Below are 23,140 nucleotides of genomic sequence, written 5' to 3'. Positions count from 1 at the left end.
TAGCGCGGTGGTCCCACCTGACCCCATGCCGAACTCAGAAGTGAAACGCCGTAGCGCCGATGGTAGTGTGGGGTCTCCCCATGCGAGAGTAGGACACTGCCAGGCATCAAATAAAGCAAAAAGCCTCATGCGAAAGCATGGGGCTTTTTGTTTTGTCTGTTATCTGGCGTTCTGCTCGAGCATGGGCATGCGAAAGGCCCGTCGGGAACGGGCCTTAACGCCGCTTGCGGCGGCCCCGGAGGGGAGAGTCTCAGGATGAGACGAATTGTGTAGGACACTGCCAGGCATCAAATAAAGCCGAAAGCCCTGAACTGACGTTCAGGGCTTTTTGCTTTGCGTAAAATGGAAAATCCCCGTTGTAATCCGCTTCAGCTTTCATCGTACTGTTTAATATTCATCACAAAACCAACGCATTGTTTCTCTGAATGTCAGATATTCTTCGTCCGCTATTAAGTTTGGCTGTTAACTTGTAAGTAACAATAAAGTAACAACCAGGGCGACAGGAAGCCAAATTTCATCATTGTTATGGCTCGGAGAATACATCATGACAGAAACAACCTCGGCTCTTGGGGATGAGCACGGCGTCGAACAGGGGGCGCTGGATAACAAGAAACGCATTTTCGCTATCGTCGGGGCTTCATCAGGCAATCTGGTGGAGTGGTTTGATTTTTACGTTTACTCCTTTTGTTCCATTTACTTTGCCGCCTCGTTCTTCCCGGCGGGCAACAGCACCACGCAGCTGCTGCAAACCGCCGGGGTATTCGCCGCCGGCTTCTTTATGCGGCCGATTGGCGGTTGGCTATTCGGTTATATTGCCGACAAGCATGGTCGAAAAAATTCCATGCTGCTTTCGGTCTGTATGATGTGCGCCGGATCGCTGGTGATCGCCTGCCTGCCGACGTATGAATCGATCGGCAGCTGGGCGCCGGCGTTGCTGCTGATCGCCCGCCTGTTCCAGGGGCTGTCGGTAGGGGGGGAATACGGCACCAGCGCGACCTATATGAGCGAGGTGGCGATCAAGGGGCGACGCGGCTTTTACGCCTCGTTCCAGTACGTGACGCTGATCGGCGGGCAACTGTTGGCGTTGCTGGTCCTGGTGATCCTGCAGCAGATATTGCCCGCCGAAGATCTGAAAGCCTGGGGATGGCGCATTCCGTTTGCCCTGGGGGCCGTGTTGGCGGTAGTCGCGCTGTACCTGCGCCGTTCGCTGAATGAAACCTCCGATGCGAAGACGCGTAACCACAAAGATGCCGGTTCGCTGACGGGCCTGTGGAAAAATCGCAAGGCGTTCCTGATGGTGCTGGGCTTTACCGCCGCCGGTTCGCTGACCTTCTACACCTTTACCACCTACATGCAGAAATATCTGGTGAATACCGCCGGTATGGACGCCAAGCTGGCCAGCGCCATCATGACCGTCGCGCTGTTCGTCTTTATGCTGCTGCAGCCTGCGGTAGGCGCGTTTTCGGACAAAATCGGCCGTCGCAGCTCGATGTTGATCTTCTCGGCCTTTGCCACGGTGTTGACGGTGCCGATCCTGTTCGCTCTGAAAGAGGTGAGTAATCCTTATATGGCGTTTGGCCTGATCGTGCTGGCGCTGTTCATCATCAGTTTTTACACCGCGATCAGCGGGCTGCTTAAAGCCGAAATGTTCCCGCCGGAGGTACGTGCTTTAGGGGTGGGCTTGTCTTATGCGGTGGCGAACGCCATGTTCGGCGGCTCGGCGGAATATGTGGCGCTGTCGCTTAAATCGTTTGGCGTGGAGAACGCTTTCTTCTGGTATGTCTCCGGCATGTGCCTGCTGGCGCTGCTGGTCTCGCTCCGGTTGCATCGCAAAGGCAAGGAGATACAGCTGTAATAAAAACCCCGGCCTTGGCCGGGGTCAGCATACCGCTTACAGGATACGGCTGATCAGCCGATCGATGCGGATACGGCGCAGACGCCGAATCAGCTTACGCACCTTGATCGGATACTGCTGAATGCTTTGCAGTTCCTGATAATGGCCGACTACAGTGGTATGAGTACGGATGCATTCCAGCTCTTTCTGCCGTTGCTCGCGCAGCTCTTGCTTGGGATCGTGGATCAGAATGGCGTTTTCCAGATCCAGCCGCCAGGCGCGCGGGTTGAGGTTATTGCCGGTAATCAGCTGCCACTCTTCGTCTACCCACATGCCTTTCAGGTGATAGCTGTTATCGCCATCCTTCCACAAACGCACGATCAGTTGGCCGGTGTCGATGTAACGCTGCAACCGGCTCAGGAAGCGGCGCAGGTTGATCTCATACAGGTAGGGCAGCGCGCCGATGATTTTGAACGGCTGGTCTTCCGGAATATAGAAATCGTTGGCGGTTTTATCGCCGACGATGATTTCCACCTGCTTGCCCTGTCGCAGCAGATAAATGATGTTGCGCACCAGCAGCGCCGGCAGGTTGAAATAGGGGGTGCACAGCGTCAGTTTCTGGTCGGTGCATGACATCAGGTGATGAATGGTTTTATTCAGCACGCTTTGTTTGCCTAGCCCAACCATCGGCGTCACCGCCAGCTCATCGTTGCCGGCTTTGCCGCGGAAGTGGTAACCGGCGCGGCGTAGGGCGAAACGGAACAGACGGGTTTCGTTTTTGATCTCCGGGCTTTTCGGCCGATCGCTGCGATCCAGGCGTTGTACGGCGCCGGCGGTGAGCAGATGCTGCTTGATGTAATCGATCAGAGTATCGGCCAGCACGCCGTTGGTGATCAACTGGTAGCGATCGTAACGGTATTTCTCATGCTGATGCAGATAGACGTCGTTGATGCTGGCGCCGCTGTAGATAACGGTATCGTCGACCACAAAGCCCTTCAGATGCAATACGCCCAGCGCTTCGCGGGTATTGACCGGCACGCCGTAGATTGGCACCGATTGCTCCGGATGCTGGCTGGCCATGGCGCAGTACCAGTCGGCGTTGGTATTGGCGGCGGCGGCGCCGATGCGCCCGCGCTGTGCGCGGTGCCAGTCGACAAGCACGCAGATTTCCAGCTCGGGCCGCCGCTGCTTGGCTTGATACAGCGCGTTGAGGATCTCACGCCCGGCGTCGTCATGCTCCAGATACAGAGCCACCAGATAGATGCGTTGGGTGGCGTTGGCGATGGAATCCAGCAGCGTGGCGCGAAAGTCGGACGGCGCGTACAGAGTACGAACATCAGCAACCGTCTGGGGGAGTTTGGGCAGTTGTGCAAGGTGTTGTTGATGTTTGCTACGTTTAAATTTTGACAACATCACAGTGCGCTTCTTCTCTCATGATTGATGGCCGGAACGCCACAGACTTAAAAACAATAAACCGAATAATCGGGCGATAATACCATTAGTTGCCTCGATTGTGCGTATGTTTTGGCGTTAAGTGGTGGATTCGTAGCGCATTGCGACGCAGGTCACTGCGCGTCGTCGGCCTGCAGCGGCAGCGTCAGATTGACGATGCCGTCCTCAAGCTGCACCTCGATGCCAAAGCCCAACCGCTGCGCCAGCGCGATCATGCCGCGGTTATTCGGCATGGTGATACCGCTCAGGCGGGTCAGGCCATGCGCGCGCGCATAGGCGATCATTTTCTCCAGCAACTGACGGCCCAGGCCCAGGCCTTTCAGGTCGGAACGCACCAACACGGCGAACTCGGCATCGGTGTTGTCCGGATCGGACAGCGCGCGGGTCACGCCTATAATCTCGTCTGCGCGCACCGCCACAAAGGCCATTTCCCGATCGTAGTCGATCTGCGTCATGTTGGCCAAATCGTCATGGGTAAACTCGTTGATCTCGCTGAAGTAGCGGTAATAGAGATCTTCCTTGGTCACCCGGTCGATGAAATGCTTCAGCGCCGGCTCGTCTTCCGGCAGGATCGGGCGGAACAGGCATTGGCTGCCGTCTTTCAGCGCGATGGTCTCTTCCAGCTCATGCGGATAAGGCCGAATCGCCAGCCGCGCCTGCGGATCGCCGCTGAACGGTGCGAGCTGCATCGAAACGTCCAGCAGGGTGAACTCGCTGCCGGAAGCCAGCACCGGATGAATATCCAGTCGGGCGATCTCAGGGCAGTCAAGGATCAGGTTGGAAACCTGCACCAGCAAGCGGCTCAGCCCGGGGATATCTAAAGGCCGCAGTGCGCTGCGCCCGCGGATCTTGCCGCCTTTCACCGCCTGCAGCACCAGATAACGCGCCAGCGCCATATTCAACGGCGGCAGCGCGACCGCGACCTGATTTTCCTGGCGCCACTCTACGCCGCCTTCACCCAGCATGATCAACGGGCCGAAAATGGCATCCTGCTCTACCGCGATGCGCAGCTCCTGGGCGCCGGCGCGGTTGGCCATGCTCTGCACCAGCAAGCCGTGGATGCGTGCCTGAGGGTAGGTGCGCTTCACGCGGTCGAGGATCGCCTCCGCCGCGCGCTGCACTTCGGTCGCGGTGCGCAGGTAGAGCATCACGCCCTGAACTTCCGACTTGTGCGGGATATCCGGCGAGCGCAGCTTCAGCGCTACCGGGTAGCCGATCTGCTCGGCGATGTGCACCGCTTCGGCGCTGTCTTCGGCGATCCAGGTCGGCAGGGTGCTCAGGTCATAAGCCTGCAGAATGGATTGCACCTCGTGGGTATCCAACTGGGTGGCGCCTTCGGCCAGCGCCTGATGGATCAGGCGGTGAGCGTCGGCGGTATTGGCGGTCAGGCCGACCGGCAGCGCCGGCGTCTCCTTCAGCTGCTTCTGGTTGCGGCGGTATTCCACCATATGCATAAAAGCGGTCACAGCGCCTTCCGGCGTGCGGTAAGTCGGAATGGCGGCCTCGGTAAACAGCCGGCGTGCCTCTTGCGAAGAGTATTCGCCGCACCAGTTGGTCAGCAGCGTGATGCGCTTGCCGCGCGCATGGCGATGCAGCGCGTCGATCAGCCGCTGCGCCGTGGCGGTGCCGGGCGCAGCCGCGCTCGGCGCGTGGATCAGCAGCAGCGCGTCATAGTCGTGGCTGTCGAGCAGCGCTTCGAGAGCCGCCAGATAACGCTGCGGCGTGGCGTCGTCGCGCAGGTCGAGCGGGTTGCCGGCGCGAATGAAGTCCGGCAGCGCGTCGCTCAGCGTCGCCAGGCTCTCCTCGCTCAGCGTCGCCAGCTTGCCGTTGCGGCCGAGCAGTTCGTCCAAGGCCATCGCCGCCGGCGCCGCCCCGTTGCTGACGATCATCAGCCGTTCGCCGCGCAGCGGATGCATATGGCTGAGGGTTTCCACCGCCGAGAACAGCTCATGGGTATCCTGGACGCGCAGCAGGCCGGCGCGTTGGATGGCGGCGTCATAGGCGGCGTCCAGCCCCAGTTGGCTGTTGAGCAGTAATTGCGCCTGTTGGCTGCGGCCGCTTTTGATCACCAGAATAGGCTTGTTGCGCGAGGCGCTGCGCGAGGCGGAGAGAAAGCGCCGCGCGTCGCTGATGTTTTCCAGATACAGCAGGATGGCGCTGGTCTTGCTGTCGCGCGCCAAAAAGTCGAGCAGGTCGTCGACGTCGATATCCAGGCTGTCGCCCAGCGCGATGAAATAGGAGAAGCCGACTTCGCGCTGCTGCGCCCAGTCGAGAATGGTGTTGGCGACGGCGGCGGACTGCGAGATAAACGCCAGCTTGCCCTTTTGGATCGGCACCGGCGAGAAGCTGGCGTTGATGCCTTGCCACGGCGCCAGCAGCCCCAGACTGTTGGGGCCCAGCAGTCGCATGGCGTAACGCTGCGCGCAGGCTTTGAGCTCGGCGAACTGTTCCGGCGGCGAAGAGAGCACAATGGCGGTTTTGCAGCCGCGTTGGCCCAGCGCTTCAATCAGCGCCAGATTACGGCTGGCGTGGGTGCAGATGATCGCCAGATCCGGCGTCAGCGGCAGGCTGGCGACGTCGGGATAGGCCATGACGCCGCATACCGCCTTGTAGCGCGGCGTCACCGGCAAGATGGGCCCGCCGAAACCGCCGGCCAGCAGGTTGCTCATCATCAGGTTGCCGGCGCGGCCCGGCTGCTGCGAAGCGCCCAGCACGGCGATCGATTTGGGACGTAGTAGCGCTTCTAACCCTCGCTGGCTCATGCACGGCTCCTTTTGGCAACGTTACGCCTGATTTTAGGCGCTTTATGGCTACATTGCTGTGACCGGTGCCTCCGGTCGGGTCGGTTTTCCCGCCAGATACTGTTGACGGAAATAGCGGAAATGCTGATTCAATCCGTCGGCGGCCGGCATATCGCCCGCCTGTTGCAGCAGGGCGGCGGCCACTTCCGCCGTGCAGTGTTGCTCGGCGCGGCTGGCTTCGCGCAGCTGGTAGGCCGATGCGGCGTCGACGTTGAGTGAAAACACCGGGAATTGATTGAGATACGGGCTTTTACGGAACATTTTGCGCGCTTCCGCCCAGGTGCCGTCCAGCATGATGAACAGCGGCGGTTTGCCGCCGACGGGCAGTTCGCTGAACACCGGCCGCTCGGCGTCGGCGTAGGACGCGGGGAACACCACGTAAGGCTGCCGTGTCGGATCGTTGATGGCCGCCAGCAGGGCGGGATCGACCTCGGTACGCGACCAGAGGAACGCCTGGGTGTCCGGCAGGATATCGGCGATCAGGCGCCCGGTGTTGCTGGGCTTGAGCGGCTCGGCGCCGAACATGATCAGGCAGAAACGGCTGCTGGCCTGCTGCGGGCGAATGGTGTCGCACAGGCAGTTCTTATGCGGCAGCAGGCACCCCTGACAACGCGCCACCCGGCAACCGCGCGCCAGAAAGGGGCGGGTGGCGCGGTCTAAACGGAATTGGCGCAGGCGAAGTACGGCGTTGTCGGTCATAACGATCCTGGGGAAAAACCGCTATTGTAACGCAGAAAAAAGCCCGCCGGGAGGGGCGAGCTCGATCGGGGCGCGTTCGCGCGCGATGGCGGGATACGGCCTATACTTGCCGAATCACACTAACTCGTTGAGCCAGTTGTCAAACGGCGCCTTCGGCATCGCGCCGTTGAGCATGTCGACCATCTTGCCCTGACGGAACACCATGATGGTCGGGATGCTGCGGATGCGGAAACGTGCGCTCAGTTCCGGCTCGGCTTCGGTGTTCACTTTCACGAAGCGCACTTTGCCGGCGCGCTCTTCGGCCACGTCTTCAAAGATCGGCGCAAAGCTGCGGCACGGGCCGCACCACGGCGCCCAGAAATCGACCACGACCGGCAGATCGTCCTGCAGCAACTGGTCCAGCGTGGCGGCGGTGGCGTTGATCACTTCACCGTCGAAGAGCTCATGGCCGCAGCGGCCGCATTTCGCGTTGTCCGCCAGACGTTCTTCCGGCACACGGTTGGTGGCATTGCAAGCTGCACAAACTGTATTCATGTTGACCTCGGGTACTGAGAAAGCCGGGTCCCCGCAACGCGGTTGCGGAGATGTTTCTTTAATGCTGACGATTATCGGCAAAACCCGGCGCATGAACAATGAGGTTTGTTCAATGGATGTGATAGTTGGGAGCTTTTAGCGCAAGTTGGTGGCTTCATGCACCAACATCAGGTAATCTTCGCGCCCTGCGCGTTGGTGGAGAAGACAATGAACGATTCATTTAGTGGCAAGAACGGTAAGGTCAAAGTGATGTACGTCCGCAGCGACGACGACAATGGCGACGACCGCAACAAGAATAAACGTCCGGCCGGCAAAGGCCGTCCGGCTGACGGTGCGCGCTCGGGCCGCACCGGTCAAGACAAGGCGCGCGGCGGCAACGATCGTCGCGGAGCCGATTCCCGCCGCAGTGAAAGCGATCGTCCTCGCCGTCCGGCGCGCTCTGAAGATCGCGGCGGCAACGAGTCGCCGTGGAGAACCGTGTCGCGCGCGCCGAGTGAAGAGCCGGCGTTCGATCACGGCGGCATCAGCGGCAAAAGCTTCATCGATCCGGAACAGCTGCGCCGCCAGCGCGCGGAAGAAACCCGCGTTTACGGTGAGAACGCTTGTCAGGCGCTGTTCGCCAGTCGCCCGGAAGCGATCGTGCGCGCCTGGTTCGTGCAGTCGGTCACGCCGCGCTTTCGTGAAGCGCTGCGCTGGATGGCGGCTAACCGCAAAGCCTACCACGTGGTGGATGAGGAAGAGCTGGCCAAGGCTTCCGGCACCGAGCACCACGGCGGCGTCTGCTTCCTGATCAAAAAGCGTCAGGGCCTGGATGCGCAGACCTACCTGAAAACTGCGCCGGCGACCGACTGCGTATTGGCGCTGGAAGAAGTCGGCAACCCGCATAACCTGGGCGCCATCGTCCGTTCGTGCGCCCACTTCGGCGTCAACGGCGTGCTGCTGCAGGATCCGGCGTTGCTGGAATCCGGCGCGGCGGTGCGTACCGCAGAAGGCGGCGCGGAGCACATCAAGGCGATCAACGCCGATGATTTCCTGTCGGTGCTGGATACCTTCCGCAAGGCGGGTTACACCATCGTCACCACCTCCAGCCACAAAGGCACCGCGCTGGCGCAGGCCAAGCTGCCGGCCAAGATGGTGCTGGTGCTTGGCCAGGAGCGCGACGGCCTCAGCGACAGCGCCTGGCAGCAGGGCGATATGAACGTGTCTATCGGCGGCACCGGCAAGGTAGAAAGCCTGAACGTTTCCGTGGCGACCGGCATTCTGCTGGCGGACTGGTGGCGTCAGAATCAGGCGTGATTCTCACGTCGAATAAAAAAACGGGCGCCTCAGGGCGCCCGTTTCGTTTGAAGCTTAGTGAGCGCCACCGCCCCCGCCGCCGCCGGAGCTGAATGGCGGTTTCGCTACCCACACCAGCGCCAGCAGCACCAGGAATACCCCGGCCGACAGCCAGAAAATCTCGTTGGCGGAGATGATCAGCCCCTGTGCCGTGATCTCGTTGGCGATGTAGGCCGACGCCTGCTGCTTGCTCATGCCGAGCTGCTCGAGCTGCCGGTACATCTCCTGCGACTGCGGATTGTACGGGTTGACGAACTCCGTCAGCTGCGCGTGATGCTGCGATTCGCGCTGCGTCCACAGGGTGGTGGTGATCGAGGTGCCGATCGACCCCGCCAGGGTTCGCGTAAAGTTCGACAGGCTCGATGCCGCCGCCATGCGTTCCGGCGGCAGGCCGGACAGCGTGATGGTGGTCAACGGCATGAAGAAGCAGGCGATGGCGAAACCTTGAACGAACTGCGGCCAGGCCGAAGCGCCGAAGTCCATGCCCGGTTCAAACGTATAGGCGCGCCAATAGAAGCACACGGCATACATGATGAAGCTGAAAGTCACCAGCTTGCGCATGTCGAGCCGGTTGCCGAACTTACCAATGATCGGCGACAGCAGCACCGGGATCAGCCCGACCGGCGCCGACGCCAGCCCCGCCCAGGTAGCGGTATAGCCGTACACCTCTTGCAGCAGCTGCGGCAGCAGAACGATGGCGCCGAAATACAGCATGTACGCCAGGCTGATGCACAGACAGCCGATGGTAAAGTTGCGCGACTTGAACAGCGATAAATCCACCACCGGATGATCGTCCGTCAGTTCCCAGACTACCAGGAACAGCAGCGCCACGACCGCCACGACGGTCAGGGTGATGATCTCGGTCGAGTTGAACCAGTCCAGCTCCTTGCCCTGATCGAGCATCACCTGCAGCGAACCGATGCCGACGATCAGCAACACCAGGCCGACGGTGTCGATCGGCTTGATCTCGGTTTTGGTTTCTCGCCCCTTCAGCGTCGCCATCGCCGCCAGGATAACGAAGGCGCCGATCGGGATGTTGATGAAGAAGATCCAACCCCAGTGGTAGTTGTCGCTGATGTAACCGCCGAGAATTGGCCCGAAGATCGGCGCGACGATCACGGTCATCGACCAGAGCGCCAGGGCCATCGCTCGCTTGGCGGGCGGGTAGTTGTTCAGCAACAGGCTCTGCGACAGCGGGATCAGCGGTCCGGCCACCACGCCCTGGATCACGCGGAAGAAGATCAGCATGCCGAGGCTGTTGGAGATGCCGCACAGCCAGGAGGCGAGAACGAACAGCGCGGTGGACCAGAGGAACAGCCGCACTTCGCCGATGCGCTTCGCCAGCCAGCCGGTGATCGGGATCGAGATGGCGTTCGCCACGCCGAACGAGGTGATCACCCAGGTGCCCTGCGAGTTGGAAGACCCGAGGTTACCGGCAATGGTGGGGATCGCCACGTTGGCGATGGTGGAGTCCAGCACCTGCATGAAGGTCGCCATGGCGAGCGCGACCGTCATCCAGGCAAGCTGGGCGCCTTCAAGCGGTTTCTGTGGCAAGATGGCCTCCCGCGCGCTTAGCCGGCGTTCGCATGGATCACGTCGGCGATCAGCTGGTTAACCGGCGCCAGGTTCAACGCCAGCGCGTCGCTCTGATACAGCGGTTTGTCGCGCACCACGTCAGACAGCACGCGGCCGTCCAGGTTGGCGGTGTCGACGGTCACCAGCGTCGAAAGACCGATGCGCAGCGGATGATCGGCCACCTGCTTGGCGTCGAGCTCAATACGCACCGGCAGACGTTGCACCACCTTGATCCAGTTGCCGGTGGCGTTCTGGGCCGGCAGCAGCGAGAAGGCGCTGCCGGTGCCCATGTCGATACCGACCACTTTGCCTTGATACACCACGTCGTCGCCGTAGACGTCGCTGACCACCGTCGCCGGCTGGCCGATGCGCATATTGGCGATTTGCGTTTCCTTGAAGTTGGCGTCAACCCAGATGTGATCGGCCGGCACCACCGCCATCAGCGGCGAACCGGCGGCGATCTGCGCGCCGACCTGCACGCTGCGGCGCGAGACATAGCCGGTAATCGGGCTGATCACTTTGGTACGCTGCAGCGCCAGCCAGGCGTCGCGCATCTGCGCGGCGGCTTGCTGGATCGCCGGTTGCTGTTCCAGCGGGGTGTTCAGCACCATCGCCTGGTTGGCGTTGTATTGCTGCACCGCCACTTCCAGCGCGGCTTTGGCGCTGTCGACCGCATCGCGAGCGTGTTGCAGCTCTTCGCGGCCGATGGCGTCAACGCTGCCCAGCACCACGCGACGTTTCAGATCGTTCTCGGCCTTGCTCAGATCGGTCTTGCGCAAGGCGATGTTGGCCTGATACTGCTTGCTGTTGATGATCAGCTGGTGGGTCTGACGCACGCTGTTGGCCAGGCCGGTTTTGGCGCGTTCAAACGCCTGCTCGGCATCGGTCGGATCGAGCGTCAGCAGCACGTCGCCCTGCTTGACGTAGTCGGTGTTGTCGAAGTTGACGCTGTTCACGCTGCCGGACACCTGGGCCATGATCTGCACCTGGTTGCCGGAAACGTAGGCGTCGTCGGTTTCTTGGTGATGACGCAGCACCAGGAACCAATACACTAAATAAGCCACCCCTATAACAATGAAAATAACCGTCAGCAACAGCAGCCAAAATTTGCGCTGCTTCTTTTTGCCGCTCGGCTGCTGCGGGTTTTGGGTTTCCGCGCTTGCGCTCATGGTGTTCTCCAAGCCTTATATTATTATGCTTTCGAATCCGCTGCGGCCGGGGCCTGATAGCCACCGCCCAACGCGCGGATCAGTCCTATCTTCGCCTGCAGTAAATTGCTGCTGGCATTCAACTCCGCCTGTTGCTGCTGCAATAGCTGCGTCTGGCTGGTCAACAGATCGTCGCGCCCGATAATCCCTGCCTGGTAACGGGCGTTGGCGACCTGATACACCTGTTGCATCGACTGGGCCGCGGACGCCGCCTGCAGCTGCTGTTGTGCAGAGCTCTGCTGGATGGTGATGGCGTCGGCGGTTTCCTGTACCGCATTCAGGATGGTTTGGTTGTAGGATTCCACCGCTTCGTCATACAGCGCGGATTCCTCGCCCAGCTTGCTGCGCAGGGCCCCGGCGTGGAAGATCGGCAGCGAGATCGCCGGCATCACGTTCCAGGCCTGGCTGGCCGCTTCAAACAGATTCGGGCTGGTGCCACTGGTATTGGTGGTCATCAGGCCGGCGAAGGCTGAAATGGTCAGGCTGGGGTAAAACTCTTTACGCGCGGCGCTGACGCGCTGGCTGTAAGACTCCACCAGCTGGCGTTGCGCGGCGATGTCCGGGCGTTTGCCCAGCAGATCCGCCGTCAGTTCGCCCTGCGGCGCCATCAGGTTGTCTGCAGGCAGCGGCACCTGACGCAGGTGCTGCATGGCGTTCGGCCCCTGGCCCGCCAGCGCGGCGAGCTGGTGTCTGAGCTGTTCGATTTGCGACTGCAGCTGCAGAATCTGCTGTTTGGCGACGTCGGACTGCGCCTGGGTTTGTTGCGGCACGTCGACGCCGGTCAGGCCGGCCTGATAGCGCTGTTGGCGCAGCGCGGTCAGGCGCTCGTTGTTGTTCACTTCCTGCTGCAGCAGCTTCTCGAGCGCGAGATTGCTCTGCAGCTGATAGTAGGCGGACGCCACCGAGCTGGTCAGCGTCAGCGCCGCCTGTTCCTGCTCGGCGCGCGCTGCGTTCACTTGCGCCTTGGCGGCGTTCACCTGGTTGCGGTATTTGCCCCACCAGTCGAACTCGTACGCCAGGTTCAACCCCAGCGAGTTGGAGCTTGAATAGATCGGCTTATGCGGATACCCCAGCCCCATATTGACGTTCTGCGGCACGCGCTGACGCTGGGTGCTGGCGTTCAGATCCAGGTTCGGCCCGTTGGCGGCGTTGGCTTCGCCTACCACGCTCTGCGCTTCGCGCACGCGGGCGGCGGCCTGACGCAGGGTCGGCGAACTTTGCAGCGTTTGCGTCATCAAGGCGTCCAGCTGCGGATCCTTGAGGGCGCGCCACCACTGCGGGCTGACGGCCAGCGAACTGACTTTCGGCTGAGCCAACTGCAGGCTCTGCGGATCCATCAGCGTGGATTGCGGGGCAATATTATCGGTAGAAGCACACCCGGCCAGCAGCAACACGGCGAACAGCGGGGTGAATCTCCAGTGAAATGGGGATCGCATAAGTAGGTACCTGAACAGAAATTGTGAATTAGGGTAACTGTTCTGTGATTTCCATTTGATCCAGACGTGCCAGCAATTTGCGCGTCAGCTGTTCCAGCTGTTTTTGCTCATCGTCGGTCAGCGTGGACCACAGGAAATGCAGACATTGGTGCTGCGGCGGCAGCAGTTGACTGAGAAATTCTTCCCCCTGCGGCGTCAGATGCAGATGCAGGCAGCGGCGATCGTTGTCGCTTTCCCGGCGCTCGATCCAGCCGCGCTTCTCCAGCTCGTCGGCGATGCGGGTCGCATTGGTGCGCGAGGAGCCCAGGGCAGAGCTTAGCTCAGAAGGTTGGATGCTGTGGCTTTCCTGCGCATCCAGGGTAATCAGCGCCATAAACAGTGTTTCGTTAATCCCCTGCGCTTTCAGCATCTTATTGCGATTTTCCAGCAGCTTGCCTTGCATGTGCATGCACAGACGGGTCAGCAGGATTTCCTGATAAGGGAAATCTTTCTGCCGCGTGGCGCGGAAATTCAGCATTTGTTCTATGGGGGCAAACGAGCTTTCCATAATTTAGGGCCTCATTAATTTCGTTCGAGATAGTAACGACGGTGACAAATAATGTAAATGTTCAGCCGTGCGGATAATTTAGCAATTCGTGTCATTTGTCAGTGTTTGTAAAGATGTGACGCCTGAAAACGCCAGTGTGAAGCCAAACGGTCGGAGGCGGCGTCAGCCAGGGCCGAAAAACATTAGCAATTTTAATGTGACACCAAAGGCCGTCGCGCCGAGCAGCGTCGACAGAATGATGCTTTTACTGCGGTAGAAGCACAGCGCCAGCGCGGCGAATCCTGCTAACGTCGGCAGCAGCTTGTCCGGTTCGCGCATCACCACCGGCGTGCTGGAGACCACCAGCAGGGCGCAGATGGAGGCGATGCCGATGCTGTCGAGCAGCAGGGCGGCTTTGCCGCGTTTGATGCCGGGCTGAGCGCGCGCCGGCGCCAGCCGCAGCGGCAGATAACGGAACAGGTAGTTGGCGCAGCCCACCACCAGGCCGATCACCAGCACATCAGTGTTCATGGCTGGCCTCCGCGTGAGGGGGTTGGAACAGGGCGGCGGCGCAGCCGGCGCCGATGCCGGCCAAAATGGCGACCGGAATGGAGAACAGCACCACGCCGAGCAGCGCGCCGGCCAGCGCGGCGGCGATGGTCAGGCTCTGCGGGCGCCGGAAAGCGGCCAGCAGGAAACTGAGAAACAGCGCCGGCAGCATGAAGGCCAGCGAGGCCTCGAGCACCGGGAACTGCTCCAGCGGGCCGTTGCCGAACAGCGCGCCGAGCGCGGTGCCGGCTACCCAAGAGAGCCAGGAACAGAGCGCGATGCCCAGCATCCAGTTTTCGCTCCAGCTGCGGTTATTGCGCATCAGCCTGGCGGTGGCGGCGGCGAAGACCTCATCGGTCAGGCCAAAGGCCCACAGCGCCGTTTTGCCGGGCGACAGGCGCGAGACGATGCGGTGACGCAGCGCCGGGCCATACAACAGGTGGCGCACGTCCATCGCCATCACCGTCAATGCGGAGACCCACAGCGACATGCCGGCGCTCAGCAGGGCAGTGATCACGAACTGGCTGGCGCCAGCGTAGATGATGCAGGAGAAGAAAATACTTTCCAGCGGGGAAAAGCCCAGTTTGACGGCGCTGAGGCCGAAAGCGAACGCCACCGGCACGTACCCGATGACGATCGGCAAACTGTCGACGACGCCGTTGGCGAAGGTGGCGCTGACGGCGGGCGGAGTAAGGCTGTCTGCAGCTTGGCTTTGCATGGTTGTGGGTCGCAGGGTAGATAGGTCGTCAATAGTTTATGCCCAGAACATTACCAGAGAGTAAGTAATGTTTATACCCTGCACCGCTAATAAATTTCTTTAGTGACTATTTGCACGATAATCAGATTGCCGCCGGCCCCTGCGGATCGTGATGCTTGCCGAGCCACCAGGTCAGCAGGTTGAGCAGGCATAACACCCCTCCGACGGCGGCTACGCCGTACCAGCCTGCATGCTGATAGGCGGACGCGGAGAGCAGCGAACCGAGCGCGCCGCCGATAAAGTAGCTGGTCATGTAGCCGGCGGTCAGGCGGTTGCGCGCCTCCGGCAAGATGCGATACATCACGCTCTGGTTGGTGACGTGTACCGCCTGCACCGCCAGATCGAGGATCAGGATGCCGGCGATCAGCGCCCACAGCGATTGTTTAGCCAGCGCGATAGGTATCCAGGACAGCAGCAGCAATACCAGGCCGACGGTGGTGGTCAACCCGGCCTTGCCTTTGTCCGCCAGATGCCCGGCGCGCGAAGCGGCCAGCGCTCCGGCGGCGCCCACCAGACCGAACAGTCCGATCACCCCTTCGGAATAGTTGAACGGCGGCGCGGCGAGCAGAAAGGCCATTGAGGTCCAGAGCACGCTGAAGTTGGCGAACGACAGGGCGCCGAGGATGGCGCGAGTGCGCAGCAGCGGCGTGCGGCAGAACAGGCTGAAGATCGAGGCCAGCAGCTGCGGGTAGTTCAGCCCGGAGTGTTGCTTATAGCGCGGCAGCGCGCGCCACAGGATCAGCGCCATCAGGATCATCAGCACGCTGGCGACCCAGTAGATGGTGCGCCAGCCGCCGAACGACGCCAAGGCGCCCGCGACGGTGCGCGCAAGCAGGATGCCGAGCAGCAGGCCGCTCATGATGATGCCGACGGTCTTGCCGCGCTTTTCCGGGTGGGCCAGCGTGGCGGCCAGCGGCACCAGGATCTGCGCCACCACCGAGAACAGCCCGGTGAGCGCGGTGCCGAGGATCATCATCGGCAGCGTGGCGGAAGTAGCGGTGATCAGCATGCCGCCGGCGGCCAGCAGCGTCATGAACACGATCAGGCCGCGGCGCTCGAACATGTCGCCGAGCGGCACCAGCAGCAGCAGGCCGGTGGCGTAACCGAGCTGCGCGGCGGTGACGATAAAGCCGGCCTGATTGACAGACAGGTTGAAACCGGTGGCGATGGTTTCCAGCAGCGGTTGCGCGTAATAGTTGCTGGCGACCGCCAGGCCGGTAGCGATGGCGATCAGCACGGTCAGCGCCGGGCTGAGGCCCGGATGGGCGTTTTGTTGGCTCATGGTTTTTTCATCACGGGAAGAAGATAGCGCGCAGTATCCGGCAACGCGCGTCCGGAAACCAATGTATAATTTTCATTTGATTTATCTCATTTCAAGATAGATGCCATGAACCTGAAACAGATCCGCTATGCGCTGGCGGTGGCGGAAGAACAGAGTTTCACCCGGGCGGCACAGCGCTGCCATACGGTGCAGTCGGCGCTCAGCCACCAGATCGCCAAACTGGAAGAAGAGCTGGGCTGTACGCTGTTTGAACGTACTTCGCGCCGGGTGCGCTTGACCCCCGCCGGCCAGGCTTTCATACCCTCGGCGCAGCGACTGTTGGCGGCACAGCAGGCGCTGGTGGAGGAGGTGACCGCCGCCGGCGATGCGGTGTCCGGCACCCTGACCATCGGCACGATTTCAACCATAAACGCGATTGATCTGACCGAAAAGCTCGACAAGTTTCATCGCCACTATCCGGCGGTGAACATCCGCCTGTACGTTGGCATGAGCGAAGCCCTGCTGGAGGATGTGCGTCAGCAGAAGTGCGATATGGCGTTCGTCGGCATCTGGCCCGGCGATGTCGATCTGCTGCCGATGTCGCACCGGCAGTTGACCGATGAGCCGCTGGTGGCGCTGGTGGCGCCGCAGCACCCGCTGGCCAACCGCGAGCGGGTTAACCTGCAGGCGCTGGCGGAAGTGCCTCTGGTGGATTTCTACAGCGGCACCGGCGCGCGGCGCCAAACCGATCGCGCCTTCCTGGCGGCGGGCATCCGCCGGCACGTCAGTTTTGAGATCGATCATATCGAATGGCTGGAGAATCTGGTGCGGCGCGGGTTGGCGGCGGGCATCGTACCGATCTCGACCGCGCAACGCTTAAACGCGCTGGTGTCGATTCCGATTGAAGACGGGCCGCGGCGCCAGGTGTATTGCATCTGGCCGCAGCCCTTGTCGAACGCCGCCGCCCGTTTTTTACAGTTCAGCGGCATCGATCTGGCGGGGTAGGGGCGCGGCAGAGGCGCCCCCGATCGGTTACGGCTTCGCCGCCTCGGCGGCGGTTTTCACCCAGCCGTCGAAGGTCGCCTGATGCGCCTTGATCCAACCGTTGACGTGGTTTTGGATGTCGGCCTCCGAAGCTTGGCCTTCATGCATGCGCAGGTTTTGCGCGTTGATGTCGGCGATCGGCAGCTTCATGATGGCGAACAGCTTGGCGGCCCCCGGGTTGGCTTCGGCCCACTGCTTGTTGGCGGCGATGCGCATGGTGTTGACCGGGAAGCCGTAGTTGGCGCCGTTAGGCAGCTTGGTATCGACGTTCTTCTGCTCGCCCGGCAAGGAAGAGAACGGCACCTGCAGCCAGACCACGTCGCGGCCCGGCACCATCACATCGCTGACCCAGTACGGCGTCCAGGTGTAATACAGTACCGGTTTGCCCTCTTTGTAGCGGGTGATGGTGTCGGCGATCATCGCCGCGTAGTTGCCCTGGTTGTGTTCGACGGTATTGCTCAGGCCATAGGCCTTGATGTGGTGGTTGATCACCGCCTCGCAGCCCCAGCCCGGGGTGCAGCCGGTCAGATCGGCCTTGCCGTCGCCGTTGGTGTCGAACAGCTTGGCGATCTTGGGATCCTTGAGCTGTTCGACGTTGGTGATGTGGTACTGCTCGGCGGTTTTCTTGTCGATCAGGTAGCCCTGTGCGGCGCCGTTGACGTAGACGCCTTCGCGGTAGAACTTGGCGTCGCCGCCGGCGGCCTTGTACTGATCGGCGTGCAGCGGATCCCAATTGACCGCGATAAAGGTGGCGTCGCCGGAGGCGATGGAGGTGTAGGCGACGTTGTAATCCACTTCGCGCGGTTCCTTCACGTCGTAACCCAGTTTTTCCAGCGCCTTGCTGACCAGCAGCGTCTGGAACGTCTCTTCGGAAATGGTGCTTTGCACCGGCTGTACCGCTATTCCCTTACCGGGTAAATCCGCCGCGATGGCGCTCTGTGAGCCAATCAGTGTCGTCAGGGCGAGAGCCCAGATGCCCGTGGTGCGCATAGTGTTTCCCCTCTTTTGATGTGGTGGTGCCCTGGCCCGCCGGGGCCGCAGCCGCCGGCGGGAAAAGCGTCAGGCTTGTTTGATAAATGGACGGGTAAACAGCCCGATGGGGCCGCGACGGTACCAGCGGCCGATGCCCTTGCTGCGGCGATCGCGCCCCAGCGATTGGGTGAGGCGATCGAGAATGATCGCCAGGATCACGATGCCGACCCCGCCGATGGCGGCCAGGCCCATATCCAGCCGGCCGATGCCGCGCAGCACCATCTGGCCCAGACCGCCGACGGCGATCATCGAGGCGATGACGACCATCGACAGCGCCAACATCAGCGTCTGGTTCACGCCGGCCATGATGGTCGGCATCGCCAGCGGCAGCTGCACCTTGAACAGCAGCTGGCGCGGGCTGGCACCGAAGGATTCGGCGGCCTCGATCAGATCCTCCGGCACCTGCTTGATGCCAAGAATGGTCAGACGCACGATCGGCGGCAGCGCGAAGATAATGGTCACCACCACGCCCGGCACGTTGCCGATGCCGAACAGCATGACGATCGGCACCAGATAGACGAAGGCCGGGGTGGTCTGCATGGCGTCGAGCAGCGGCCTAATCACTTTGGCGGCATGCTTGCTGCGCGCCAGCCAGATGCCGAGCGGCAGGCCGATAAGGATGCAGAAGAACAGCGCGGTCAGCACCAGCGCCAGCGTAACCATCGCCTGCGACCAGGCGCCGATGGCGCCGATGGCGACCAGAGAGAGCAGCGTCGCGGCGCCCATGCCGAGGCCCGCGATCTGCCAGGCGACCAGCGAGAACACCAGAATGGCGATCGGCGCCGGCATGCCCAACAGCAATTGCTGGAAGCCGCTCAGGATCACGTCTACCGGCACGCGGATGCCCTGGAACAGCGGGCGGAAGTGCAGCACCAGCCAGTCGATGCCTTGCGTGACCCAAGAATCAAACGGCACCCAGGCTTTGTGGAACGGATCGAGCAGGCTGAAGTGCTCAGGCTGCGCCGGGGCGCTGCTGAGCCAATCGGCGCCTTGCCCGGCGGCGTCATGAGCGGCCGGCGGCGGCGCGCTGGACCAGGCGTCGCCGGCGTTGGCGGCGGCATCGTGAGTTGGGGCAGCGCCGGCATCGGCCGGTGCGGTAGCCCAGGGATCTTGGGTTTGCTTGGTATCACTCATTGGCTGAGCCCTCCTTGTCCAACGCCTGCAGCAGCATGGCCTTGGAGATGATGCCGAGATAGTTATGTTCTTCGCCCACTACCGGCACCGCGCACGGCGCCTGGGCGACCAGGGAGATCAGATCGCTGAGCGGCGTGTCGGCCGGCACGGCGGCGGGGGCCTCAAGCAAGGCATCGTCCAGCGTTTGATTGGCGGACAGCGCCTTTTTCAGCGACTCTATCGACACCACGCCGATAAATTTCTTCCCGCGTTCAACAACATAACCATAATCACGGTCCTCATCGCGCAGCAGCTGCAGCGCCGAGCGGGGGCCAAAACCGGGGGTTTTGCGGATCAGCGTCACCGGACGCCGCTGGGCGATATCCTTGGCGCTGAACACATGACTGATGTCCACGCCGCGGAAGAAGGTGCGCACGTAGTCGTTGGCCGGATTATTGAGGATCTCGTCCGGCGTGCCGACCTGGATCACCTCGCCGCCCTGCATGATGGCGATGCGATCGCCAATGCGCATCGCTTCGTCCAGATCGTGGGAAATAAACACGATGGTGCGCTGATGCTGAGCCTGTAATTTCACCAGCTCATCCTGCATTTCGGTGCGAATTAACGGATCGAGCGCCGAGAAGGCTTCGTCCATCAATAATATATCCGGGTTATTGGCCATCGCGCGGGCTAATCCCACGCGCTGACGCATGCCGCCGGATAATTCATCCGGATAAGACAGCGCATAATTCTCCAGCCCGACCTGACGCAGGGCGTTCAGCGCTTTTTCCTGGCGTTCCTGCAGCGGTATTCCGGCTAATTCCATGCCAAAGGCGGTATTATTCAGAACATTCATGTGCGGCATTAGCGCGAATGACTGAAATACCATGCTGATCTTATTTCGCCGCACGGTGCGCAGCGCGGTGTCGGATATTTTGGCGATGTCCTCACCGTCGATCAGCACCTGACCGCGGGTGGGTTCTATCAGACGATTGAGAAGGCGTACCAGAGTGGACTTGCCGGAACCGGAGAGCCCCATGATGACAAATATCTCGCCTTCTTCAATGGCCAGAGTGGCGTCTTTTACGCCGAGCGATAAGCCGGTTTTTTCAAACAGCCGATCTTTTTTCAGACCTTTATCCAGCAGTTTGAATGCGCGTTCCGGGTGCTCGCCAAATATCTTATACAGGTTCTTTACTTCGAGTTTAATTGCCATGCAATTTGCTGTTTCCTCTGGTTTAATTAAAGCGTTATGGGCTGTCCTTAGCAAAATAAAAGAGCTTTTTACCCTAACACAGTGAATATCTGAGACAACCCTCAATGTCATTTAAATAGGATATTAGTGGTTTACATCAAGGTTTTAATTAGTTATGGTAATTTGGCCCGTGACTCAAAATTGACGGCCATTATTCGCCATAATGGTTTGGTTTTTGGGGAAATAATACGGTGTGGCGCAGAGAGATATTTGGGCGCCGCGCCTGCCGTTCGGATAATAAAAAACCCGACCAGAGGCCGGGCAAAAGTCATCAGTATTTCATCAGTTTTAACGACAGGTGCCGATATCGAGGGGGATATCGTCGAGCGTCATGTTATCGCCTTAGTATGACAGCCAGATGGCAGCCTCAGGCCTTGCGATACAGCCTGCGCGGATGGCCGATATTGCCGTACAGCATCTCCACCCGCACGAACTGGGTGGCGACGCAATATTCCAGATAACGGCGAGCGGTGGTTTTGCTGATGCCGACCTGTTCGACCACGTCTTCCACCGCATGCGCCACCGCCGGCTGGGCGATAAACAGCGCCTGCACCAGCTCCAGCGTGTTGGTTTCTATGCCTTTGGCGCTCGGTTCGCTGGAGAACTGCTTCGACTGCAGGTTGTACAGCGCATCGACATTGTCCTGATCGATGATTTTGAAGGTGCGCTGGGTCTGCACGAACTGCATGAAGCGCTCGAGCGAGTTGCGCAGCCGTTTGTAAGACACCGGCTTGATGATGTAGTCGAAGGCGCCGTTGCGGATCGCCTGGCTGCAGGTATGCATGTCGCTGGCGGCGGTGATGAAAATCACCGAACAGGCGGGATTCTTTACCGCCGGTTCTTCCATCAGCTCAATGCCCTGGCCGTCCGGCAGAAAGTTGTCCAGCAGGATCAGCCGCGGCTGATGCTCGTTGGCTTTGGCCCGCGCTTCGGCCAGCGTGGCGGCGTAGGCCACCACCCGCAGGTTGAAATTTTTCTCGATGAACTCTGCGTGCAGCGTCGCCAGTTGCGGCTCATCTTCCACGATCAGAACGTCCAGTGTTTGGTGTGACATAATCGGGTGCTCAAAAAAATCGGGTTATGGGTTTTATTTAGGGATAAATATAGAGAATATCGCGCCGTGCGGCTCGTTGTCCGACACTTCTATGCTGCCGTGCGCCTGCGCCACGTGGCTGGCGACCAGATGCAGGCCGATGCCGTGGTCGCTTTTATCCGCTTTGGTGGTCACGCCCTGTTCAAACAGCGTATCACGAATCTCCTCGGCGATGCCGGTGCCGCGATCCGCCACCTCGATCACCAGCTCGTCGCTGCCGTCGCTGATATAGAGTTCGATCGCATCGTGCGGAGCCGGGCGGTGCAGCGTCGCCTCCACCGCATTATCCAGCAGGTTGCCGACGATCGACATCAGTTCGGTCTCATTCAGCGCCGCCGGGATCTGCCGCAGCTGGCAGGCCGGATCGAAACGCAGTTCGATGCCTTTCTCTCTGGCGCTGGAGTATTTGCCCAGCAGCAGCCCGCACAGCGCCGCCGAACTGAAGCGCTGCGAGATGAAATCGAGGATCTCCTGCGCGCCCTCCGACTGGGCTTCCACATAGCGGATGGCCTCGTCGTAGCGCTGCATATGCAGCAGCCCAGCCAGCGTGGCGGTCCAGTTCAGCTGCTCGTGGCGCATGATGCGCAGGTTGTCGGCATAGCGTTTCACCTGGCTGAGCTGGCTGCTCAGGGTATTGATATCGTTCTTGTCGCGGAAGCTGATCACCCAGCCTTGCAGCTCCTGCTCCTGCATGATGCGCACCCGGCTGGCGATCACCCGCACGTGGTTGAAGCGGCACACCTCGTCATGGGTGTCGTGCTCCAAGTGCGCGACGGCGAAAAAGTCCGGCTGGGCCTGGATCACGTCGCCGATCGGCCGGCCCAGCAGGCCGGTGGCGGGCTGATGCAGATCCAACAGCTCACGCGCCGCATGGTTGATGGTGATGATCCGCAGCTGCGGATCGATGGCGATCACGCCCTCATAGATGGCTTCCAGCAGCGCTTTTTGCTGGCGCACCAGCAGCGCGATCTCTTTCGGCTCCAGCCAGAACATTTGGCGTTTGAGGTTTTTCGACAGTAGCCAGGAAAAAACGAACAGGGCGATCAGCAGCAGCACGATGGAACCGATAATTTGCGTTAATGTCCTGGCATTTAAATTATCGATATGCGATTTCAAATAGCCGACGGAAACGATGCCGATGACGTGATTATTTTCATCCAGAATCGGCGCCTTGCTGCGTAATGAAACGCCGATGCCACCCTTGCGAATGGAAATAATGCTTTTTCCTTCCAATACTTCTTTATTATCACCGCCGATCATCGGCGTGCCCAGGCGGCCCTCATATTCGGAATGATAGAGATGACGGGCATGATTATCACCGATGACGATATAGCTGGCGTCGCTGCTGGCGCGGATTTTTTTCATCAACGCAGCGATCCTGGCGGCGTCGTTTTTTTCTACGGCATCCACCAACGAAGGGATAAGGGCGATTTCACGCGCCTGCACCTGGGCGCGGGCGCCGAGATCGCGGTGCAGCTGCGCATCCAGCTGGTAATAGGTGTAGGCGCCGATGCAGCTCAGCAGCAGGCAGGAGAAGGCCACCAGGCACAGAAACAGCTTGATTTGAAATGAGAGTTTAAGGCGCATGGAGGAGCTTCACCGTAAAGAGATCCTGAAGCCTTACCCTATCACGAGA

At 60.7% G+C, this 23,140-nt stretch carries 20 protein-coding genes and 1 rRNA gene; 5 read left to right on the top strand and 16 right to left on the bottom strand.

What is annotated here, in order from left to right; all coding sequences use genetic code 11:
- Both rrf and H7A77_RS20220 read left to right on the top strand, forming a co-directional pair.
- A 5S ribosomal RNA gene (gene rrf / locus H7A77_RS20225) occupies positions 1-105 on the top strand; the annotation flags it as partial.
- A 439-nt stretch (positions 106-544) separates the two neighbouring features.
- Positions 545-1,855: an MFS family transporter gene (locus H7A77_RS20220; protein WP_089192184.1), complete on the top strand. Its 1,311-nt coding sequence runs from the start codon at positions 545-547 to the stop codon at positions 1,853-1,855.
- 36 nt (positions 1,856-1,891) lie between these two features.
- On the opposite strand, the gene pssA is transcribed toward H7A77_RS20220, so the two are convergent.
- From pssA to trxC, 4 genes are all read right to left on the bottom strand, one after another.
- Positions 1,892-3,247 (bottom strand): CDP-diacylglycerol--serine O-phosphatidyltransferase, encoded by a 1,356-nt coding sequence (gene pssA, locus H7A77_RS20215; RefSeq protein WP_033644170.1) that lies wholly within the window; start codon positions 3,245-3,247, stop codon positions 1,892-1,894.
- A gap of 152 nt (positions 3,248-3,399) precedes the next feature.
- Entirely contained in the window at positions 3,400-6,048 is a 2,649-nt protein-coding gene (locus H7A77_RS20210; RefSeq protein ID WP_122016696.1) for a bifunctional acetate--CoA ligase family protein/GNAT family N-acetyltransferase, read from the bottom strand.
- 48 nt (positions 6,049-6,096) lie between these two features.
- Positions 6,097-6,786, bottom strand: coding sequence for a tRNA-uridine aminocarboxypropyltransferase (locus H7A77_RS20205; protein WP_042785253.1), 690 nt, complete (start codon positions 6,784-6,786; stop codon positions 6,097-6,099).
- Positions 6,787-6,900: 114 nt separating this feature from the next.
- Positions 6,901-7,320, bottom strand: a complete 420-nt coding sequence (gene trxC / locus H7A77_RS20200; protein ID WP_004928868.1) for a thioredoxin TrxC — start codon at positions 7,318-7,320, stop codon at positions 6,901-6,903.
- Between the two features lie 207 nt (positions 7,321-7,527).
- Here trxC and H7A77_RS20195 point away from each other — a divergent pair, with 207 nt between their 5' ends.
- Positions 7,528-8,616, top strand: coding sequence for a tRNA/rRNA methyltransferase (locus H7A77_RS20195; protein ID WP_033644167.1), 1,089 nt, complete (start codon positions 7,528-7,530; stop codon positions 8,614-8,616).
- Positions 8,617-8,670: 54 nt separating this feature from the next.
- Here H7A77_RS20195 and emrB read toward each other — a convergent pair whose 3' ends face one another.
- The 7 genes from emrB to H7A77_RS20160 all read right to left on the bottom strand — a co-directional run bounded on the left by emrB (position 8,671) and on the right by H7A77_RS20160 (position 15,988).
- Positions 8,671-10,209: a multidrug efflux MFS transporter permease subunit EmrB gene (gene emrB, locus H7A77_RS20190; RefSeq protein WP_033644166.1), complete on the bottom strand. Its 1,539-nt coding sequence runs from the start codon at positions 10,207-10,209 to the stop codon at positions 8,671-8,673.
- A 17-nt stretch (positions 10,210-10,226) separates the two neighbouring features.
- Complete coding sequence (gene emrA, locus H7A77_RS20185; RefSeq protein ID WP_016929855.1) at positions 10,227-11,399, bottom strand: multidrug efflux MFS transporter periplasmic adaptor subunit EmrA; 1,173 nt, start codon at positions 11,397-11,399, stop codon at positions 10,227-10,229.
- A gap of 23 nt (positions 11,400-11,422) precedes the next feature.
- Entirely contained in the window at positions 11,423-12,874 is a 1,452-nt protein-coding gene (locus H7A77_RS20180) for an efflux transporter outer membrane subunit (protein WP_033644165.1), read from the bottom strand.
- 28 nt (positions 12,875-12,902) lie between these two features.
- Complete coding sequence (gene mprA, locus H7A77_RS20175) at positions 12,903-13,421, bottom strand: transcriptional repressor MprA (RefSeq protein WP_004928879.1); 519 nt, start codon at positions 13,419-13,421, stop codon at positions 12,903-12,905.
- Positions 13,422-13,583: 162 nt separating this feature from the next.
- Positions 13,584-13,931 (bottom strand): L-valine transporter subunit YgaH, encoded by a 348-nt coding sequence (gene ygaH, locus H7A77_RS20170; protein ID WP_033644164.1) that lies wholly within the window; start codon positions 13,929-13,931, stop codon positions 13,584-13,586.
- Positions 13,921-14,667: an AzlC family ABC transporter permease gene (locus H7A77_RS20165; RefSeq protein WP_182074571.1), complete on the bottom strand. Its 747-nt coding sequence runs from the start codon at positions 14,665-14,667 to the stop codon at positions 13,921-13,923. The genes ygaH and H7A77_RS20165 overlap by 11 nt, the downstream gene beginning before the upstream one ends.
- A gap of 121 nt (positions 14,668-14,788) precedes the next feature.
- Positions 14,789-15,988 (bottom strand): MFS transporter, encoded by a 1,200-nt coding sequence (locus tag H7A77_RS20160; protein ID WP_108681819.1) that lies wholly within the window; start codon positions 15,986-15,988, stop codon positions 14,789-14,791.
- Positions 15,989-16,093: 105 nt separating this feature from the next.
- Here H7A77_RS20160 and H7A77_RS20155 point away from each other — a divergent pair, with 105 nt between their 5' ends.
- Positions 16,094-16,972 carry a LysR family transcriptional regulator gene (locus H7A77_RS20155; RefSeq protein ID WP_182074570.1) on the top strand — a complete coding sequence of 293 codons (879 nt, stop codon included), beginning with the start codon at positions 16,094-16,096 and terminating at the stop codon, positions 16,970-16,972.
- Positions 16,973-16,999: 27 nt separating this feature from the next.
- Here the strand turns inward: H7A77_RS20155 and proX are convergent, their stop codons facing one another.
- The 3 genes from proX to proV form a co-directional block, all read right to left on the bottom strand.
- Positions 17,000-18,001, bottom strand: coding sequence for a glycine betaine/L-proline ABC transporter substrate-binding protein ProX (proX, locus tag H7A77_RS20150; RefSeq protein ID WP_182074569.1), 1,002 nt, complete (start codon positions 17,999-18,001; stop codon positions 17,000-17,002).
- 69 nt (positions 18,002-18,070) lie between these two features.
- Positions 18,071-19,177: a glycine betaine/L-proline ABC transporter permease ProW gene (gene proW, locus H7A77_RS20145; protein WP_089192180.1), complete on the bottom strand. Its 1,107-nt coding sequence runs from the start codon at positions 19,175-19,177 to the stop codon at positions 18,071-18,073.
- On the bottom strand, positions 19,170-20,372 hold the full coding sequence (proV, locus tag H7A77_RS20140; protein ID WP_182074568.1) for a glycine betaine/L-proline ABC transporter ATP-binding protein ProV: 1,203 nt from the start codon (positions 20,370-20,372) through the stop codon (positions 19,170-19,172). The genes proW and proV overlap by 8 nt, the downstream gene beginning before the upstream one ends.
- A 126-nt stretch (positions 20,373-20,498) precedes the next feature.
- On the opposite strand from proV, the gene H7A77_RS20135 reads away from it, so the two are divergent.
- On the top strand, positions 20,499-20,762 hold the full coding sequence (locus H7A77_RS20135) for a hypothetical protein (protein ID WP_127897172.1): 264 nt from the start codon (positions 20,499-20,501) through the stop codon (positions 20,760-20,762).
- Between the two features lie 16 nt (positions 20,763-20,778).
- Here the strand turns inward: H7A77_RS20135 and H7A77_RS20130 are convergent, their stop codons facing one another.
- Positions 20,779-21,465 carry a response regulator gene (locus H7A77_RS20130; protein WP_033644157.1) on the bottom strand — a complete coding sequence of 229 codons (687 nt, stop codon included), beginning with the start codon at positions 21,463-21,465 and terminating at the stop codon, positions 20,779-20,781.
- A gap of 33 nt (positions 21,466-21,498) precedes the next feature.
- On the bottom strand, positions 21,499-23,091 hold the full coding sequence (locus H7A77_RS20125; RefSeq protein ID WP_182074567.1) for a sensor histidine kinase: 1,593 nt from the start codon (positions 23,089-23,091) through the stop codon (positions 21,499-21,501).
- Positions 23,092-23,140: the final 49 nt, after the last annotated feature.

Origin of the sequence: Serratia sp. ME47 (assembly GCF_903970925.1) — a bacterium.
In the GTDB taxonomy this organism is placed as follows: domain Bacteria; phylum Pseudomonadota; class Gammaproteobacteria; order Enterobacterales; family Enterobacteriaceae; genus Serratia; species Serratia ureilytica.
This window is presented reverse-complemented; position numbering and strand designations above follow the sequence as displayed.